We start from the raw sequence: 19163 nt of genomic DNA on the forward strand, positions 1-19163 counted from the left end.
ACGCTTCCTTGCACAAAAGGATTGCCCACATGGCACTCAGCGTTGAAGAAAAAGCTCAGATCGTAACCGACTACCAGCAAGCTGTTGGTGATACTGGTTCGCCAGAAGTGCAAGTTGCACTGCTGACCGCCAACATCAACAAACTGCAAGGCCACTTCAAGGCCAACGGTAAGGACCACCACTCGCGTCGTGGTCTGATCCGTATGGTAAACCAGCGTCGCAAGCTGCTGGATTACCTGAAAGGTAAGGACGTTAGCCGTTACAGCGCCCTGATCGGTCGTCTGGGTCTGCGTCGCTAATAACGACGTTGCTAGAGGTTGGTTGTCTGTCACGATCCGTCGGGTTTGCCCGGTGGTTCTGGCAGGCTCCCAGCCTCAAGTTTTATCTGGGCTGTGGAAGGGGCCGATTCCCCACGCTGCCCAAGAATTCGCAAGAAACCAGTTCCCCAAGAGCCACAAAGAAAGGTAGGAAACCGTGAACCCGGTAATCAAAAAGTTTCAGTTCGGTCAATCGACCGTAACCCTCGAGACAGGCCGTATCGCCCGTCAAGCCTCTGGTGCAGTATTGGTCACCGTTGACGACGACGTCAGCGTACTCGTGACTGTGGTCGGCGCCAAACAGGCTGACGCTGGCAAAGGCTTCTTCCCTCTGTCCGTGCACTATCAGGAAAAAACCTACGCTGCCGGCAAGATTCCTGGTGGTTTCTTCAAGCGTGAAGGCCGTCCTTCCGAGAAAGAAACCCTGACTTCGCGCCTGATCGACCGTCCGATCCGCCCGTTGTTTCCAGAAGGCTTCATGAACGAAGTGCAGGTCGTCTGCACCGTCGTCTCCACCAGCAAGAAAATCGATCCGGACATCGCTGCGATGATCGGTACCTCGGCTGCCCTGGCCATCTCCGGTATCCCGTTTGACGGTCCGGTCGGTGCTGCGCGCGTTGCTTTCCACGAAAGCACCGGCTACCTGTTGAACCCGACTTACGAGCAGCTGCAGGCTTCGAGCCTGGACATGGTCGTTGCCGGTACTTCCGAAGCCGTTCTGATGGTCGAGTCGGAAGCCAAAGAGCTGACCGAAGACCAGATGCTGGGCGCCGTGCTGTTCGCGCATGACGAGTTCCAGGTCGTGATCAACGCCATCAAGGAACTGGCTGCCGAAGCCGCCAAGCCTACCTGGGACTGGCAGCCAAAGCCTGAAGCGACTGCACTGCTGGGCGCTATCCTTGCCGAGTTCGGCGACGCGATCTCCCAGGCTTACACCATCACCGTCAAAGCCGACCGCTATGCGCGTCTGGGCGAACTGAAAGATCAGGTCGTTGCCAAGCTCGCTGTCGAAGACGGCAGCCCGTCTGCCAGCGAAGTCAAAGCGGCTTTCGGCGAAATCGAATACCGCACCGTTCGCGAAAACATCGTCAACGGCAAGCCGCGTATCGATGGTCGTGACACGCGCACCGTTCGTCCTCTGAACATCGAAGTCGGCGTTCTGCCGAAGACTCACGGTTCGGCACTGTTCACCCGTGGCGAAACTCAGGCGCTGGTGGTTGCCACGCTGGGTACTGCACGTGACGCACAACTGCTCGATACCCTCGAAGGCGAGAAGAAAGACCCCTTCATGCTGCACTACAACTTCCCTCCGTTCTCGGTGGGCGAGTGTGGTCGCATGGGCGGCGCAGGTCGTCGTGAAATCGGTCACGGCCGTCTGGCCCGTCGCAGTGTCCAGGCCATGCTGCCAGGCGCTGACGTGTTCCCGTACACCATCCGTGTCGTGTCGGAAATCACCGAGTCCAACGGCTCCAGCTCCATGGCTTCGGTCTGCGGTGCTTCCCTGGCTCTGATGGACGCTGGTGTACCGATGAAGGCGCCGGTTGCCGGTATCGCCATGGGTCTGGTCAAGGAAGGCGAGAAGTTCGCGATTCTGACCGACATCCTGGGTGACGAAGACCACCTGGGCGACATGGACTTCAAGGTAGCCGGTACCTCCAAAGGTGTTACCGCGCTGCAGATGGACATCAAGATCAAAGGCATCACCGAAGAGATCATGGAGATCGCCCTGGGCCAGGCCCTGGAAGCTCGCCTGAATATCCTCGGCCAGATGAACCAGATCATCGGTCAGTCGCGTAATGAACTGTCGGCCAACGCTCCGACCATGATCGCGATGAAGATCGACACCGACAAGATCCGTGACGTGATCGGCAAGGGCGGCGCAACCATCCGTGCCATCTGCGAAGAGACCAAGGCTTCGATCGACATCGAAGACGACGGCTCGATCAAGATCTTCGGCGAGTCCAAGGAAGCGGCTGAGGCAGCACGTCAGCGCGTTCTGGGCATCACCGCAGAAGCGGAAATCGGCAAGATCTACGTCGGCAAGGTTGAGCGCATCGTCGATTTCGGCGCATTCGTCAACATCCTGCCGGGCAAGGACGGTCTGGTTCACATCTCGATGCTGAGCGATGCTCGCGTAGAGAAAGTGACCGACATCCTCAAGGAAGGTCAGGAAGTCGAAGTACTGGTACTGGACGTGGATAACCGCGGCCGTATCAAGCTGTCGATCAAGGACGTAGCCGCAGCGAAAGCGTCGGGCGTCTGATTGATCTGAGCGGCATGTGAAAAAGGACTCTTCGGAGTCCTTTTTTTATGAGTGCAATTAGGGGCTTACACATGGAGCATGCAATCTGCTCGGTGCAAACATGCATCTTGCAAGCCCGGGTTTGCACGAACGGGCAATCTGCACGACCAAGTAAAATAGCGAAAAACATAAGCTATTGATTATAAAGGTTATTTTGACTGTCTCATTTTTGGCACACCGCTTGCGATACACCTGTTAACCCTGCCACCACATGCTGGTGCAGATTTTGAGAAAAACAGGAGTTATCGTATGAAGAAGTTTGCTATTGCCGCTGCTACCGCTACTGCCCTGACTCTGACCATGGCCAATGCTGCTTTCGCACAGACCTCGGCCCAAGCGCCAATGGTTCTGGCAGCTAACACCACTACTCAAGAAGTCAAAGAAGACGTGTCCGATTCCTGGATCACCGGCAAAGTCAAAGCTGATCTGGTAACCGAGAAAGGCATCCCTGGCACCGACATCAAGGTTGAGACCAACAAAGGCGTGGTTTCCCTGTCCTCCATGGTAAAAGTTACCGAAGCTCAGAAAAACACCGCCGTCGCCATCACCAAGAAAATCAAAGGTGTTAAAGACGTATCGGCTGCTGGCCTGAAAGCCGAGTAATCGAATACTGCTCATGAACAGCCGCAGTCATTGATTGATGGATGGTTCATGCGAGGCTACAAGGATGTAGCCATTAAAGGCCCCGACTGAAGAGTCGGGGCCTTTTCTATGGGGTGACGAAAAAGATGAAGGGCAGGGAAGCAGGGGATCAGTTGCGGCGTTTGCTCTCGATGCCCACCAGGCGCCCGCCTTCGAAGCGCAGGTACTGATACATGCCGTTATCAGGACCGTATATCCACTCCTCGATCCTCACGGCTTCGGACCTTCGATAATTGTTGCTATTGAAGGTTTCCTGAGTGCCGAGTACCTCCTGGCTGACCGGTTCGCCGCATTTCTGCTGGACTTCGAACGCCCGGTCACCGGTGCTGACCAGTTGGCTGCCGCAACGCAGGGTTGAGCTGGCATATGCCGAGGCGACAATTGACCCGGCCATGGCGGCGAGGGTCAGGTTGATCAGTCGTTTGATCCGGGTGTGTGCCAAAGGCTTCATTCGCTGTCGAGGTGCAGAGGGCTGATGACTTTACCATCCGGTTGGGCCTGGCCCAGGCGGGCATCGACGAAGTACACGCGAGCGTCTTCGAGCTTGCCCTTGTCCACCAGGTAATCCTTGATGCTACTGGCTCTGCTCTGGCCCAGTTCGCGCAGCAGCACCTCATTGCTGCTCCAGAACTTGAGCACGGCGGCACGCATCTGGGCAGCACGTTGCTCCTTGCCCAGACTCGCCCATTCAGCGGGCGGTTGCTGTTTCAGGCGTGTCCTGTAGATACCCTCGAGCATAGGCGCCTTTTCCTCTTCCGGGACCTGTACCAAACCGGCCCTGGCTGGAACCTTGTCGCCACGTCGCTGGAGGATCTTGTAATACGTGTACTGGTATTCGCGTTCCAGCCTTTGCTGGGCGATCAATGGACCGTCACTGCTGGCGGCGCTGGTGCCTTCGATCTCCAGCTTCAGGTCCGGACGCTCCTTGAGCGCTACCGAGAGCTTGTCCAGGGCATTTTGCGCCTCTGCCGACAAGTCACTGGAGCCTGGCGCGAAACTTACGCTGCCGAGGTCCTCGGAGCTTCCACCGGCGACCAGCCCGCCGAGCATCTTGAACGGGGCCTGTGCTGCACGCAGCACCAGATTGCGCAGGGTCTGCCAGACAATCGGCATGACGCTGAACTGCGGGTTGTTCAGGTCGCCTTCGATGGGCAGCTCAAGGGAAATACGCCCCTGGGTATCCTTGAGCAGCGCGACCGCCAGACGAATAGGCAGGTCCAGCGCATCCGGGCTGTCGACCCGTTCACCCAGTTGCAGCTGCTCCACCAGCACCTTGTTCTGGGCCTTGAGCTGGCCCTTGGTGATCAGGTAGTGCAGGTCGAGATTGAGCCGGCCCTTGCGGATCCGGAAACCTGCGAACTTGCCGGAGTAGGGGGTCAGATTGGTCAGCTCGACGCGCTTGAAGCTGGTGGTGATATCCAGGCTGGCCATCGGGTCGAACGGGTTTAGGCTGCCCTTGATGGTCACCGGCGCATAGCGGTCGACCTTGCCCTCGATGTTCACCGGGGCCGGTGTAGGCTTGCGGTTGTCGATGGTGCCGATACGACCGTTGAGCTGCTGCACGGCGGTGGCGAAGTTTGGGGTCAGGGTCATGTCGGCAAAGTTTGCCGAGCCATCGTTGATATTCACTTCACCCACGTAGATCGCCAGCGGGTTTTCCTTCTTGCCTGCGGCTTGGGTTCTGGCTGCCTTTGGCTGGCTGGCGGTCTTGCCAGTAGCTGCGTCGGCTGGCTGCGGGATCAACAGATCGTCGATGTTAGTGGTCCGGTCCTCATTGATCATGAAGCGCGCGTAAGGCTGATCCATGTTCACTTTGGCAATCGACAGGCCCTTGCCGTGCTGGTAGTCCAGGCCCTCCAGCGCCAATTGCTGCCATTTCAGGAAGTCGCGCTGTTTGAGTGTATCCAGCGTGTGCAACTGATTGACCTGTGCTTTACCGGTGACGCTGAACGCCAGTGGCTCGGTGCTTTTCAGGTCGACCGCCAGATCGCTGCCGAGCATGCCGCTGCGCAGCTCCAGACGAATGAACGGGCTGATGTAGGCCTGGGCGAGGCGCAGGTCGATGTCGCGGGTGGTTACGTTGAGTCGTGCGCTGACCGGATTGAGGTTCACGTCACCGGCGGCAGTGAGATTGCCCTGTTTGCCCAGTCCGGTATCCAGCTTGAGCGTGAAGGGCGCCTTGTTCAGGCTGTCGAAATTCTGGATGTCCAGATTCAACGGGCCAACGTCCAGCGCGACCGGCTCTTGAGGCACGCGATCTGCCAGATGGACCATGTAGTTGCGCAATTGCACATCCCGCAACAGGACCTGCCAGGGTTTGCTCTGCGCCACGGGTTGAGCGCTGGCTTTGGCTGAGGCCTCGGTGGCAGGCGCCGGCTCGGCGGCTTTTTCGTCCACGGCCGGGGTGTGCGGCGCTGCGGGCTTGCCCGGTTGGCTGGCGAACAGTTTTTGCCAGTCCAGTTGCCCGTCGGCTTCACGCGCGGCCCAGGTTTCCAGTTTCTGGCTGCGGATCTTGCCTACGGTAACCAGCTGCTTTGCCAGGTCGACCGATGTTTCGCTGACGTCCAGGCGTTGCAGGCGTACCAGGGGGCGACCGTCGGGAGCGTTGAGCGCGAACGGCGCAACACTGGCCGAGACGTTGGTCAACTTCAGTTCGGTTTCATTGGACAGGTTCAATGTGTAGGCCGTGCTGAAATTCAGCACGCCGTCCTCGAGCGCCAGCGGCAAGGCATCACGCACGTAAGGCCACCACAGTTTCATCTTGCTGTCGGTGACTTTCAGCGTGCCCTCGGAGGTGATCGGGATCAGGCTGATACGGCCGACCCAGTCGATCTGCCCACCGTCCGGACCCGCCGCGACCAGGGTCATGTCGGCATTGTCTTCAGGCAGTGTGCTGAGGTTCTTGAGCTCGAAATCCAGCGCGTCGTAGAGAAACTCGATGGGCTGGCCGGGGCGCAAGTCCTGGAAGTGAACATAGCCTCCCGCCAGTTTGATTTCGTCGATACGCAGCGGGAATGGCTTGCTGGCGGGTTCGTCCTGTGTCGGTTCGCTGGCGGGCAGCTTGAACAGCTGCGCCAGATTGAGCTTGCCCTGTTTGTCGAACAGCAGTTCGGTGCGCGGTTTGATCAGCTCGACGCGTTGCAGGTGCAGGGCGCGCGTCCACAGGCTGTTGATTTGCAGATTGGCATAAAGCTTTTCAAACGCCACCTGCTCCTTGCCTGGCGTGCCGATATTCAGGCCCCAGAGCGTCAGCTCCAGGGTGAAGGGGTTGAATTCCAGGCGTTCGAGTTTTGCCGGCACTGTGGCGTAATTGGCCAGTTGCTGGTTGGCGATCCGCAGAGCGACGCCGGGAAGAATGAAAAACCCCAGCAAACTGTAGAGCGCGATCACAGCCAGCAGGGAGCCGAGTGTGCGTTTCAATCCTCTGGACATGGGCAGCGGCGTCTCTCTCTTTTGGAAGCCCTTGGAGTATGGCATGCCTGTTCGGTTCCCAAGGCACTGCCGTCGCGGCTTGTAGGAATTTTCCGGTTGCGCTTGACGATATCAGGCGCCGAGTCAGAGTTGCAGAATCAGCGTTTTCAGCGGTGGTTGATTATCCTGAGACGGGAAGTCTGCGGCGGGACGCATTTCCTGGCAGTCGCGCACCGGACGCCCGGCCTTGGTGGCGCAGCGCAGCACCTGCTCGCGCCAGTCCTGCATGCTGACTTTCGCCAGATTGTTGCAGCAGATCAGCACGCCATCGTCTGCCGTGGTCAACAGCGCAGGTTTGAGCAGGCTCTGATAGTCGCGCAGCAAATCAACGGTGCCGAACGCGCTCTTGGCCCAGGCCGGTGGATCGAGCAGGACCAGATCATATTGGCGCTGTTGCAGTTTCACGTAGCTGGGCAATTGCTGGCTGCGGCGCGCGGCAATGGGCAACCCGGCCAACTGGCGGATCGCCGGAAAATAATCCGACTGGATGAATTGCATGGGTGGCAGTTGCGGGTTGAGCGCACCATTCTCGCGACCCACCGCCAGATTGCCCTCGGCGAAGTCCAGGTTGCACACTTCACTCGCGCCACCGGCCGCAGCACTCAGACCGACGCCGCAGGTGTAGGCGAACAGGTTCAGCACGCTTTTGCCGGCGCTGTGCTGCTTGACCCAGCCGCGGGTGTTGCGCAGGTCCAGAAACAACAGCGGGTCCTGGCCTGCATGGCGACCGCGGACCCGGTAATTGAGCCCCCATTCGTGGCCGACATGATCGGCCAGAGCCGCGTCTTCAGCCTTGTACACGGTGTCGTGGCGATCGACGCGCGAGTTGCCTTGCGAGCGATCGTTATAGACCAGCAGGGTGTCCAGGCCCAGGCGCGTGTTGACCTGTTCATGCAGCGCCAGCAGGGCATCGCGATCCAGGCGGGTGTGAAAGCTCTGTACCAGCAATTGCGGGCCGTAGCGGTCGATGGTCAGCCCGCTGGCACCCTCCTGGCTGCCGTGAAACAGTCGATAGCAGTCCGTGCCCTGTCCATGCAATTGGTCAAGCAACGCCTGGCGATTGTCGAGGGCGACGCTGAGCGCCTGATTCAAGGAAGACATGCTGAGCGCCTCGGGCTGGAATAAGGCGCGGGAGTTTACCAGTTACCGGGCGCCGGGGGGTTTTGGCGTCTGCCATGCGCTTGATCTCCTGCGTTGTCATACAGCGCCAATATTCCCCTGCTACGGTGCTTTTTTGCCTGTCAGCGAGGGGATAACCGTGAGCCAGTTCGATCTCAAGCGTCGCCGTGTCATCCAGGCCGTCGGAACGGTAGGTGCCGGTCTGCTGTTACCGGGTGTTGCACCGGCGGTCATCGCCTCGGTGCAGGATCGTCCGAAGATGATGGATGGCGTGCAGTCCGGCGATGTGTTCGGTGACAAGGCGATCGTCTGGAGCCGCAGCGACCGGCCTTCGCGCATGGTCGTCGAGTGGGACACGCGCAGCATGTTCACCCAGCCACGCCGCGTGGTGTCGGCGCTGGCCGATCAGCGTACCGATTTCACTGCGCGGGTCGAGTTGAGCGGGCTGCCTGTCGATCAGGCGATTTTCTACCGGGTGTCTTTCGAGGATGCGCAGAGCGGTGTCGCCGGTGAGCCGTGGTTCGGTCATTTGCGCAGCACACCGCAGCAGCGCCGCGACATCCGCTTCGTCTGGAGCGGCGACACGGTAGGGCAGGGCTTTGGCATCAACCCCGACATTGGCGGCATGCGTATCTACGAAGCCATGCGTTTGCGCTTGCCGGACTTTTTTATCCACAGCGGTGACACCATCTACGCCGACAGCCCGGTGCCGGAGCAGCTCACCACGGAGGGCGGGCGCGTCTGGCGCAACATCACCACCGAGGCGAAGAGCAAGGTGGCGGAGACCCTCGACGAATACCGGGGCAATTACCGCTACAACCTGATGGATGAAAACCTGCGCCGCTTCAACGCCGAAGTGCCGCAGATCTGGCAGTGGGACGATCACGAAGTGACCAACAACTGGTCACCCAGCAAACAGCTCGATGATCGCTACAAGGTCAAGGACATCGGCCTGCTGTCCTCGCGTGCCCGCCAGGCTTATCTGGAATACGCGCCGCTGCGCTTGCAGGAAGCCGACAATGGCGGGCGCATTTATCGCAAGATCCCCTACGGTCCGATGCTCGACGTTTTCGTCCTCGATATGCGCAGCTACCGCGCCGGCAACGATGCCAACCTGGCCGACAAGCCGGGTGCGACCACCGCATTCATGGGCCGTGAGCAACTGGACTGGCTCAAGCGTGAGCTCAATGCATCGCGCGCGCAGTGGAAAGTCATCGCGGCGGACATGCCCATTGGCCTGGGCGTGCCGGATGGCGAGGTCAGCCCCGGCGTACCGCGTTGGGAGGCCATCGCCAACGGCAATGACGGTCCGGCGTTGGGGCGTGAGTTGGAGGTCGCCGAATTGCTGGCGTACCTGCGCGCGCAGAAGATTCGCGATTGCGTCTGGCTGACGGCCGATGTGCATTACTGCGCGGCGCATCATTACCAGCCGGACCTGGCCGTGTTTCAGGACTTCGACCCGTTCTGGGAGTTCGTCGCCGGGCCATTGAACGCCGGTAGCTATGGTCCCAACGTGCTGGACAAAACCTTTGGTCCCGAGCTGGTGTTCCAGAAAGCGCCACCTGCGCAGAACACCTCGCCGTTCGCGGGTTTTCAGTTTTTTGGCGAAGTGAATATCGACGGGCAGACCGGTGAGATGACCGTGGCGCTGCGCGATCTGGACGGGGTCTCGGTCTTCGAGCGCAAGCTCCAGCCTGTGAAGGAAGTCAGCCGCATCGTCTGATGAACAACAGACGCGGCGCGGTGATCAGGGTTTCGGAAATTCCGTGCAACATGCTCGTCCTCGGTGGCCTATCATGAGCTACCTAACGACGGGACCGGATGCGTTGCATGCTGGCTATTTTTCTCGAAACCCTGAACATCACCGCCCCGGTGTTTGCCATGCTGTTTCTGGGCGTGTTCCTCAGGCGTATCGGCGCGATCAATGATGGCTTCATCGTTGCGGCTTCCGGGCTGGTGTTCAACGTCACCATGCCTGCACTGCTGTTTCTGGGCATTATTCACGCCGACCTGCGCACCGCCCTGCAGCCCAAGCTGCTGATTTTTTTCAGCATCGCTACGCTCCTGAGTTTTGCATTCGCCTGGTGCTGGGCGATCTGGCGTTGCCCGCACGAAGAGCGCGGGATCTACGTCCAGGGCGCGTTTCGTGGCAATAACGGGGTCATCGGTCTGGCCCTGGCGGCCAGCATGTACGGGCCTGATGGCATTTCACTGGGCGCGATTCTCGCCGCGCTGGTCATCGTCTTCTACGACACGTTATCGACGGTAGTACTGGCGGTTTACAGCCCGGTGATCAAGTCCGATCCCTGGAGCATCTTCAAAAGCGTGCTGGCCAACCCGCTGATCATCAGCGTGATCATCGCCTCACCCTTCGCTTACTTCGCCATCGGCCTGCCCAAATGGCTGGAAACCTCCGGCAGCTACCTGGCCCAGATGACCCTGCCGCTGGCACTGATCTGCATCGGTGGCACATTGTCGCTGGCGTCATTGCGCAAGAGTGGAAAACTGGCTGTCAGTGCCAGCGTCATGAAAATGATCACGCTGCCAGTGCTATGCACGCTGGCCGCCTGGCTGGCCGGTTTTCGCGGCGCTGAACTGGGGATTCTGTTCCTGTATTTCGGCAGCCCTACGGCGGCTGCCAGCTACATCATGGCGCGCACGGCCAACGGCAACTACGAGCTGGCTGCCGCGATCATTGTCATCACCACGCTGGCTGCCGCGGTCACGACCAACGTGGGGATTTTCATCCTGCAATGGGGCGGCTGGATCTAATCCGCTTTGACGTAGCTGTCGATCACTTCCTGCGCCGCACGAAACGCGTCGATGGCCGCTGGCACGCCGGCGTACACCGCGCAGTGCAGCAGCGCTTCGCGAATCTCCTCGACCGTGCAGCCATTGTTCAGTGCGCCACGAACGTGGCCCTTCAGTTCTTGCGGGCATTTCAGGGCGGTGAGGGTGGCCAGGGTGATCAGGCTGCGGGTTTTCAATGGCAGGCCCTCGCGACTCCAGACGCTGCCCCAGGCGTGCTCGTTGACGAAATCCTGCAGTGGCTGGCTGAACTCGGTGGCATTGCCCAGCGCGCGGTCGACGTAGACATCGCCCATCACCTGGCGACGGATCTGTTCGCCGTCGCTGATCGTCTTGTCTGTCATGGCCTTGCTCCTTGTATCGATGCGGGTTGGAGGTCAGTGCTGACGTCGCCAGGCGCGAATCGTGCCCCAGACAACCACAGCGCCCAGCACAGGTAACACCAGCGTGAGCATTTTGCTTTCAAGCCGTTCGGCCAGCGCCATACCGGTGCTGATCGACAGGATATGCAGCCCGTAGGTCAGGTACAACGACAGCAGAAACAGGCCTTCCAGACGGTCTATCCGGTATCCGGAATAGAACAGCGGCACACACAGCAGCGACACGCCGAGCATGATCGGCAGGTCGAATACCAGCGCATTTGGCGAGATCGTCAGCGGCACCGGGGCGACCAGTGCGGTCAGCCCCAGCACGCCCAGCAGATTGAACAGGTTGCTGCCGATCACGTTGCCCACGGCAATATCGCGTTCGCCGCGAAACGCTGCGATCAGCGAGGTCATCAGTGCCGGCAATGAGGTGCCGATGGCAATGATGGTAAGGCCGACGATGCGTTCGGACAGCCCAAGATGGATTGCAATCACCACTGACGCGTCGACCAGCAGGTGTCCGCCAGCGGTCAACAGCAGCAGGCCAGTGGCAAGCATGAGGATACGCGTGAAGGTACGAGGTTTTGCGGTTGTCTCGGCATGTCCGTGACGCGGCGCATGACCGCCCTGACGGATGATGACGATCAGGCAGAACAGCAACCCGGCGAGCAGCAGTGCGCCGTCAAGCTTGCTGAATTCGCCGCTCCACGACAGGCCGATAGCCAGCACGCAGGCACCGATCATCAGCGGAATGTCGACGTGCAACACCTGACGGGCAACGCGTAACGGAATGATCAGCGCGCACAGGCCCAGGATCACCAGTACATTGAAAATGTTACCGCCGATGACACTGCCCACCGCGATGTCGGTGTTATCGGCAAACGCGGCTTGCAGGCTTACTGCCATCTGCGGCGCGCTGGTGCCCATTGCCACGACGGTCAGGCCGACGATCAGTGGCCGGACCTTGAAAATCGCCGCCAGATGCACCGCTGCACGCACTGACAGTTCTGCCCCGATCAGCAGCAATAACAAGCCACTGAGCATCTGGATAAGTGCGGGGGCGGGCAGGGCCGATAGCTGGAGAATACGAGTGTCCTTGTTGGCGGTGATCGGGGGTTGGGTTTAATCCAGGGCCTGCACACGGACTGGCGCTGTCCCGCTGCGCAGCATACCCAGTTGTTCGGCCGCTTCGCGAGAGACATCGATCAGACGACCACGGGTGTGAGGGCCGCGATCGTTGACGCGCACGACTACCGACCTGTCGTTGTCGAGGTTGGTGACCTTGACGCGCGTGCCGAAGGGCAGTTGGCGATGTGCAGCGGTCAGCGCGTTCTGATTGAACGGCTCGCCGCTGGCAGTGCGGTTGCCGTGATGGCGGGCGCCGTAATAGGCGGCGGTGCCGGTCTCGTCATAACCATGGGGGTCGATGATGTGATTGGCGCACCCTGCCAGTAACGTCAGCAGGCTGCAGGTAAAAATAAGGCGGCGCATGGGGTGGGTTCCTGAGTGCCGGAGTAGTTGTGGTTGACGCTCGTGCCAATCCTCCATGCTGGCATGCATTTCGTGACGCTCCGCGTCGCAACTCAGTGTTGCAGTGCGTACTCAACAGCGGACGCAGAGCGTCCAGAACTGCATTCCCACGCAGAGCGCTCATCGTTATACACAAGTCATGAAGAGCCCAGAAGGCGGGGTCTTTGACCCTAATCGCGATGTGAATAAAGACCTCTGTGGGAGTGAGCTTGCTCACGAAGACCTTGGTCCAAACGCCCTGTCTCTAGAGGCTGTACCGGCCTATTCGCGAGCAAGCTCGCTCCCACAAGACTCGTGTATAACGCTGATCGCATAGCGTGGGAACGAGAGTGACGAGGATCAGCCCTCCAGCTTGGCCTTCAGCAGTTCGTTGACCTGCTGCGGGTTGGCCTTGCCTTTGGAGGCTTTCATCGCCTGACCGACGAAGAAGCCGAACATCTTGCCGCGCTTGGCTTCATCGGCGGCGCGATACTGTTCGACCTGTTCCGCGTTGGCTGCCAGTACCTCGTCGAGCATCGATTCGATGGCGCCGCTGTCGGTGACCTGCTTCAGGCCGCGCTTTTCGATGACTTCATCGGCGCTGCCTTCACCATTGGCCATCGCCTCGAAGACCATTTTCGCGATCTTGCCGGAAATGGTGTTGTCGGTGATGCGCTTGAGCATGCCGCCCAACTGCTCGGCACTGACCGGCGACTGGTCGATTTCCAGGCCCTGCTTGTTGAGCAGGCTGCCCAGCTCGACCATGACCCAGTTGGCTGCCAGTTTGGCGTCACCACTGATGCTCACCACCTGTTCGAAGTAATCAGCCTGCTCGCGGCTAGAAGCCAGTACGCTGGCGTCGTAGGTCGACAGACCGAACTGGCTCTGGAAGCGTTCGCGTTTCTGCGGTGGCAGCTCCGGCAAGGTGGCGCGGGTTTCTTCGAGGAACGAGTCCTCGATGATCACCGGCAACAGATCCGGGTCGGGGAAGTAACGGTAGTCGTTGGCTTCCTCCTTGCTGCGCATGGCGCGGGTTTCGTTGGTGTTCGGGTCATACAGGCGTGTCTGCTGGATAACCTTGCCACCGTCTTCGATCAGGTCGATCTGGCGCTGAATCTCGCTGTTGATCGCTTTTTCGATGAAGCGGAACGAGTTGACGTTCTTGATCTCGCAACGCGTGCCGAACTCGACCTGACCCTTGGGGCGAATCGATACGTTGCAGTCGCAGCGCAGCGAACCTTCGGCCATGTTGCCGTCACAGATGCCCAGGTAGCGGACAATCGCATGGATGGCCTTGACGTAAGCCACGGCTTCCTTGGCGTTGCGCATGTCCGGCTCGGAAACGATCTCCAGCAACGGGGTGCCGGCACGGTTCAGGTCGATACCGGTCATGCCCTGGAAGTCTTCGTGCAGGCTCTTGCCCGCGTCCTCTTCCAGGTGCGCACGGGTGATGCCGATGCGCTTGACGGTGCCGTCTTCAAGGGGGATGTCCAGGTGGCCCTTGCCGACAATCGGCAGCTCCATCTGGCTGATCTGATAGCCCTTGGGCAGGTCCGGGTAGAAGTAGTTCTTGCGGGCAAACACGTTGTGCTGGCCGATTTCGGCGTTGACGGCCAGGCCGAACTTGACGGCCATGCGCACGGCTTCCTTGTTCAGCACCGGCAATACGCCGGGCATGCCCAGGTCGACGAGGCTGGCCTGCGTGTTGGGCTCGGAGCCGAACGTGGTCGCGCTACCGGAAAAAATCTTTGATTGGGTCGAAAGCTGGGTATGAATCTCCAGCCCGATGACGACTTCCCATTGCATGTGTTTCTCCTCAGAAGCCTTCAGGTGCGCGAGTGTGCCAGTCGGTGACTTGCTGATACTGATGCGCCACATTCAAGAGGCGGCCTTCCTGGAAATACGGAGCGAGCAGCTGCACGCCGACCGGCAGGCCGTCGACGAAGCCCGCAGGCATGGACAAGCCGGGCAGGCCCGCCAGGTTGGCGGTGATGGTGTAGAAGTCTTCCAGGTATTCGGCAATCGGGTCGTGGGTCTTGGCGCCGATTTTCCAGGCCGGGTTGGGCGTGGTCGGACCGAGAATCACGTCGACATCGGCGAACGCGTTCATGAAATCGTTCTTGATCAGGCGACGGATTTTCTGCGCCTGCAGGTAGTAGGCGTCGTAGTAACCCGCCGACAGCGCGTAGGCGCCGACCATGATGCGTCGCTGCACTTCCGGGCCGAAGCCTTCGGCGCGCGAGCGCTTGTACAGGTCGGTCAGGTCTTTCGGGTCTTCGCAGCGGTAGCCGAAACGCACACCGTCGAAACGCGACAGGTTGGACGAGGCTTCAGCCGGGGCGATGACGTAGTAGGCCGGGATCGCGTGTTGCAGGTTCGGCAGGCTGACTTCCTTGACGATCGCGCCGAGTTTTTCCAGCTCCTTGACGCTTTCATGCACCAGTTGCGCGATGCGCGGGTCAAGGCCTGCGCTGAAATACTCTTTCGGCACACCGATACGCAGGCCCTTGAGCGAGGTATTGAGGCTGGCGGAGTAGTCCGGAACCGGTTCGTCGATGCTGGTGGAGTCCTGCGGGTCGAAACCGGCCATGCCTTGCAGCAGCAGCGCACAGTCTTCGGCCGTGCGTGCCATCGGCCCCGCCTGATCGAGGCTGGACGCGTAGGCAATCATGCCCCAGCGCGATACGCGGCCGTAGGTCGGCTTGAGGCCCGTGAGGTTGGTCAGTGCTGCAGGCTGGCGAATCGAGCCGCCGGTGTCGGTGCCGGTTGCGGCAGGCAACAGGCGTGCAGCGACCGCGGCTGCCGAACCACCCGAAGAGCCACCAGGGACGCATTCCAGGTTCCACGGGTTTTTCACCGCGCCGTAATGGCTGGATTCGTTGGCCGAACCCATGGCGAATTCGTCCATGTTGGTCTTGCCCAGCGTCACTGTGCCGGCCGATGCCAGACGCGACACGACCGTGGCGTCGTAGGGTGCCTTGAAATTGTCGAGCATCAGCGAGCCGCAACTGGTGCGGATGCCCTGGGTGCAGAACAGGTCCTTGTGGGCCAGCGGAGCACCGAGCAACGGGCCGTTTTCACCGGCGGCACGGCGCGCGTCTGCCGCCTGCGCCTGGGTGATGGCCAGGTCTTCGGTGAGGCTGATGAAGCTGTTGAGCTGCGGGTCGAGCGTCGCGATGCGCGACAGCAGAACACGAGTCAGCTCTTCGGAAGAAAACTTTTTATCGGCGAGTCCGCGAGCGATCTCGGCCAGAGTCATTTGGTGCATGCAGGCGCTTTCCCTTACTCGATGACTTTCGGAACCAGATAGAGGCCGTCTTGGACCGCTGGTGCGATGGCTTGGTAAGTGTCACGGCGATTTCGCTCGGTGACGGCGTCTTCGCGCAGGCGCTGGGTGGCTTCCAGCGGGTGAGCCAGCGGCTCGATGCCAGCGGTGTCGACCGCTTGCATCTGATCGACCAGCCCAAGAATGCTGTTCAGTGCTTCGGTGGTACGCGGGATATCGGCGTCATTGAGACCCAGTCGGGCCAGATGAGCGATCTTTTCCACGTCGGAGCGTTCAAGCGCCATGGGGTATCTCCAGTGGAATGCTTATGGATTTGCTTTGTTGCCAATTGCGGAACACTATCGCGTTATTACTGTCTCAAGCCGCTAACGTCGAGGGTGGTGTTCGGAAAACCGCCAATTTAGCATATTGGCTCCTTGCCCAAAATCCCTGTCGTTGTTAGAGTTTGCCGCACTTTTTTTACCACGCGTTCCCTAGGGTCCCTTTCCCATGTTCAAGAAACTGCGTGGCATGTTTTCCAGTGATCTATCCATCGACCTGGGCACTGCCAACACCCTTATTTACGTGCGTGAGCGCGGTATCGTTCTGAATGAACCCTCTGTCGTTGCCATTCGTACTCACGGCAACCAGAAGAGTGTCGTGGCCGTCGGTACCGAAGCCAAGCGCATGCTGGGCCGTACTCCAGGCAACATCGCAGCCATTCGTCCAATGAAAGACGGCGTTATCGCCGACTTCAGCGTCTGCGAAAAAATGTTGCAGTACTTCATCAACAAGGTTCATGAAAACAGCTTTCTGCAGCCCAGCCCTCGTGTGCTGATCTGCGTTCCGTGCAAATCCACCCAGGTTGAGCGTCGCGCGATTCGCGAGTCGGCCCTGGGTGCAGGCGCACGCGAAGTCTTCCTGATCGAAGAGCCGATGGCCGCTGCAATCGGCGCCGGTCTGCCGGTGGAAGAAGCTCGCGGTTCGATGGTTGTCGACATCGGCGGCGGCACTACCGAAATTGCCCTGATCTCCCTGAACGGTGTGGTGTATGCCGAATCCGTCCGGGTTGGCGGTGACCGTTTCGACGAAGCGATCATCACCTATGTGCGCCGCAACTACGGCAGCCTGATCGGCGAATCGACTGCCGAGCGCATCAAGCAGGAAATCGGTACTGCCTATCCGGGCGGTGAAGTACGTGAAGTCGACGTGCGTGGCCGCAACCTGGCTGAAGGCGTTCCACGTGCGTTCACCCTGAACTCCAACGAAGTGCTCGAGGCACTGCAGGAGTCGCTGGCGACCATCGTTCAGGCGGTCAAGAGCGCTCTGGAGCAATCGCCTCCGGAACTGGCCTCGGACATCGCCGAGCGTGGTCTGGTCCTGACCGGTGGTGGTGCGCTGCTGCGTGATCTGGACAAGTTGCTGGCTCAGGAAACCGGTCTGCCGGTGATCGTCGCCGAAGACCCGCTGACCTGTGTAGCGCGTGGCGGTGGCCGTGCGCTGGAAATGATGGATAAGCACACCATGGATCTGCTCTCCAGCGAATAATTCGCCGGGGTGCCTTTCACGGAGTCTTTTGTATGCAGGTGGCGGATATGCTACCTGTATGCTTCAGGCTGACGCCGAAACAGGGTGCCTATCTCTTTCATTTGTCCAGGCCGGTTACATACCGCATGAATAATTGCCAATCGAAGTTCGATCCAACGATCGCATGCCCCGGAGGAGCGGCCTATTAAACCGCTTTTCTCAAAAGGCCCGTCGCTGGGTGTACGTCTGCTGGTGCTGGCCGTTCTGTCGGTTGCGTTGATGGTTGTCGACGCCCGCTTTACGATCCTCAAGCCCGTGCGCAGCCAGATGTCGATGGTGCTCATGCAGTCCTACTGGATCGTCGACCTGCCGCAGCGTCTGTATCAAGGCGTCGCCAGCCAGTTCGGCAGCCGCACAGAGCTGATCGCCGAAAACGAAAAACTCAAGACCGAAGCCCTGCTCCTGCAAGGTCGCCTGCAAAAGCTGGCGGCACTGACCGAGCAGAACGTTCGGCTGCGTGAGTTGCTGAACTCCTCGGCGCTGGTCAACGAAAAGGTCGAGGTCGCCGAGCTGATCGGCATGGACCCGAACCCCTTCACCCATCGCATCATCATCAACAAGGGCGAACGCGACGGCGTGGTGCTCGGCCAGCCTGTGCTCGATGCGCGCGGCCTGATGGGGCAGGTGGTCGAGTTGATGCCCTATACCTCACGCGTCTTGTTGCTGACTGACACCACCCACAGCATCCCGGTGCAGGTCAACCGCAACGGTCTGCGTGCCATCGCCAGCGGCACCGGTAACCCGGAGCGTCTGGAGCTTCGGCATGTGGCGGACACTGCAGACATCAAGGAAGGCGACCTGCTGGTCAGTTCGGGCCTTGGGCAGCGTTTCCCGGCCGGTTACCCGGTGGCGACGGTCAAGGAAGTGATTCACGACTCCGGCCAGCCGTTTGCGATCGTTCGTGCAGTGCCGACCGCTGCGCTGAATCGCAGTCGCTATCTGTTGCTGGTGTTCTCCGACGGGCGCTCGCCGGAAGAGCGCGCTGCCGATGCCGCGCAAGCACAGGAATCCCTCGACAAGGGCGTCGAGCCCTCCGTGATGGCGACACTGCCGCCGCCGACACCCGCCTTCCCGATGTGGCCGCAGGCCGTCGTTCCGGTCTTTCCGGGCAGTACGCTGACGCACAAGCCTGCAGCGCAATCGGCAACACCTGCACCTGCACCTGCACCGGCGGCCACGCCCGCGACACCGGCAAGGCCTGCTGCCCGGCCTGCGGCGTCACAGCCGCCTGCTTCACGACCTTCCACTGCCCGGGAGCCTATCGATGGTTAGTCATGTTTCCGGGCGCAATGGCTGGGTGGTCTGGCTGACGTTTGCGATCGGTCTGCTGCTGAGCGTTTCGCCGCTGCCGCAATTCATGGAAATCTTCCGGCCACTGTGGCTGGCCCTGCTGCTGACCTTCTGGGTTCTGGCGTTGCCGCACAAATACGGCATGACCACCGCGTGGATACTGGGCCTGATGGAGGATGTGCTGTACGGCACATTGCTCGGCCAGAATGCCCTGATCCTCAGTCTGATCACCTTTCTGGTGATGTCCTTGCAGCAGCGCCTGCGCATGTTTCCCATGTGGCAACAATGCCTGGTGCTGCTGGTGGTATTCGGTCTGGCACAGCTTGCGCAACTCTGGCTCAGCGCGCTGACCGGCAACCGTCAGCCAACGCTGGCGCTGGTGCTGCCCGCGTTGGTCAGTGCTCTGTTGTGGCCCTGGATCAGTTATGGCCTGCGTGGATTGCGCAAACGTTTGAAAATCAATTAAGCGCAAGGTGAGCGCGACGCCC

17 protein-coding genes are annotated in these 19163 nt (G+C 60.1%); 8 read left to right on the plus strand and 9 right to left on the minus strand.

The features are described from left to right. Positions 1-29: 29 nt before the first annotated feature. The 3 genes from rpsO to KBY02_RS02070 all read left to right on the plus strand — a co-directional run bounded on the left by rpsO (position 30) and on the right by KBY02_RS02070 (position 3222). Positions 30-299 (plus strand): 30S ribosomal protein S15, encoded by a 270-nt coding sequence (rpsO, locus tag KBY02_RS02060; RefSeq protein ID WP_002555121.1) that lies wholly within the window; start codon positions 30-32, stop codon positions 297-299. A gap of 175 nt (positions 300-474) precedes the next feature. After that, positions 475-2580, plus strand: coding sequence for a polyribonucleotide nucleotidyltransferase (gene pnp, locus KBY02_RS02065; protein ID WP_225649736.1), 2106 nt, complete (start codon positions 475-477; stop codon positions 2578-2580). A gap of 288 nt (positions 2581-2868) precedes the next feature. Beyond that, positions 2869-3222: a BON domain-containing protein gene (locus tag KBY02_RS02070; RefSeq protein ID WP_024641931.1), complete on the plus strand. Its 354-nt coding sequence runs from the start codon at positions 2869-2871 to the stop codon at positions 3220-3222. A gap of 148 nt (positions 3223-3370) precedes the next feature. Here the strand turns inward: KBY02_RS02070 and KBY02_RS02075 are convergent, their stop codons facing one another. From KBY02_RS02075 to KBY02_RS02085, 3 genes are all read right to left on the minus strand, one after another. After that, positions 3371-3712: a DUF2845 domain-containing protein gene (locus KBY02_RS02075; protein ID WP_032654304.1), complete on the minus strand. Its 342-nt coding sequence runs from the start codon at positions 3710-3712 to the stop codon at positions 3371-3373. Continuing rightward, positions 3709-6693 (minus strand): DUF748 domain-containing protein, encoded by a 2985-nt coding sequence (locus KBY02_RS02080; protein WP_162496849.1) that lies wholly within the window; start codon positions 6691-6693, stop codon positions 3709-3711. The genes KBY02_RS02075 and KBY02_RS02080 overlap by 4 nt, the downstream gene beginning before the upstream one ends. Positions 6694-6816: 123 nt before the next feature. After that, complete coding sequence (locus KBY02_RS02085; protein WP_011268875.1) at positions 6817-7833, minus strand: class I SAM-dependent rRNA methyltransferase; 1017 nt, start codon at positions 7831-7833, stop codon at positions 6817-6819. 157 nt (positions 7834-7990) lie between these two features. Between KBY02_RS02085 and KBY02_RS02090 the strand changes: the two genes are divergently transcribed. Then, positions 7991-9574, plus strand: a complete 1584-nt coding sequence (locus KBY02_RS02090) for an alkaline phosphatase D family protein (RefSeq protein WP_116831150.1) — start codon at positions 7991-7993, stop codon at positions 9572-9574. A gap of 107 nt (positions 9575-9681) precedes the next feature. Further along, the gene (locus KBY02_RS02095; RefSeq protein WP_225649737.1) at positions 9682-10623 is read left to right on the plus strand and encodes an AEC family transporter; all 942 of its coding nucleotides are present in this window, start codon (positions 9682-9684) and stop codon (positions 10621-10623) included. On the opposite strand, the gene KBY02_RS02100 is transcribed toward KBY02_RS02095, so the two are convergent. From KBY02_RS02100 to gatC, 6 genes are all read right to left on the minus strand, one after another. After that, complete coding sequence (locus KBY02_RS02100; protein WP_003400208.1) at positions 10620-11003, minus strand: carboxymuconolactone decarboxylase family protein; 384 nt, start codon at positions 11001-11003, stop codon at positions 10620-10622. The genes KBY02_RS02095 and KBY02_RS02100 overlap by 4 nt on opposite strands. Positions 11004-11036: 33 nt before the next feature. Continuing rightward, positions 11037-12068, minus strand: a complete 1032-nt coding sequence (locus KBY02_RS02105; RefSeq protein ID WP_024659422.1) for a calcium/sodium antiporter — start codon at positions 12066-12068, stop codon at positions 11037-11039. 78 nt (positions 12069-12146) lie between these two features. Continuing rightward, the gene (locus KBY02_RS02110; RefSeq protein WP_024641676.1) at positions 12147-12515 is read right to left on the minus strand and encodes a septal ring lytic transglycosylase RlpA family protein; all 369 of its coding nucleotides are present in this window, start codon (positions 12513-12515) and stop codon (positions 12147-12149) included. A gap of 378 nt (positions 12516-12893) precedes the next feature. Next, positions 12894-14339 (minus strand): Asp-tRNA(Asn)/Glu-tRNA(Gln) amidotransferase subunit GatB, encoded by a 1446-nt coding sequence (gatB, locus tag KBY02_RS02115; RefSeq protein WP_003313612.1) that lies wholly within the window; start codon positions 14337-14339, stop codon positions 12894-12896. Between the two features lie 10 nt (positions 14340-14349). Continuing rightward, the gene (gene gatA, locus KBY02_RS02120) at positions 14350-15801 is read right to left on the minus strand and encodes an Asp-tRNA(Asn)/Glu-tRNA(Gln) amidotransferase subunit GatA (protein WP_024642665.1); all 1452 of its coding nucleotides are present in this window, start codon (positions 15799-15801) and stop codon (positions 14350-14352) included. A gap of 14 nt (positions 15802-15815) precedes the next feature. Then, a complete protein-coding gene (gatC, locus tag KBY02_RS02125; protein ID WP_003400217.1) occupies positions 15816-16103 on the minus strand; it encodes an Asp-tRNA(Asn)/Glu-tRNA(Gln) amidotransferase subunit GatC in 288 nt (95 codons plus the stop codon). 205 nt (positions 16104-16308) lie between these two features. Between gatC and mreB the strand changes: the two genes are divergently transcribed. The 3 genes from mreB (at position 16309) to mreD (ending at position 19141) form a co-directional block, all read left to right on the plus strand. Continuing rightward, entirely contained in the window at positions 16309-17346 is a 1038-nt protein-coding gene (gene mreB, locus KBY02_RS02130; RefSeq protein ID WP_002555108.1) for a rod shape-determining protein MreB, read from the plus strand. A 231-nt stretch (positions 17347-17577) separates the two neighbouring features. After that, entirely contained in the window at positions 17578-18657 is a 1080-nt protein-coding gene (gene mreC / locus KBY02_RS02135; protein WP_024651008.1) for a rod shape-determining protein MreC, read from the plus strand. Beyond that, positions 18650-19141, plus strand: a complete 492-nt coding sequence (gene mreD / locus KBY02_RS02140; RefSeq protein ID WP_003364106.1) for a rod shape-determining protein MreD — start codon at positions 18650-18652, stop codon at positions 19139-19141. Before mreC ends, mreD begins: the two co-directional genes overlap by 8 nt. Positions 19142-19163: the final 22 nt, after the last annotated feature.

This window comes from Pseudomonas sp. P129 (assembly GCF_020312195.1).
GTDB lineage: Bacteria > Pseudomonadota > Gammaproteobacteria > Pseudomonadales > Pseudomonadaceae > Aquipseudomonas > Aquipseudomonas fragariae.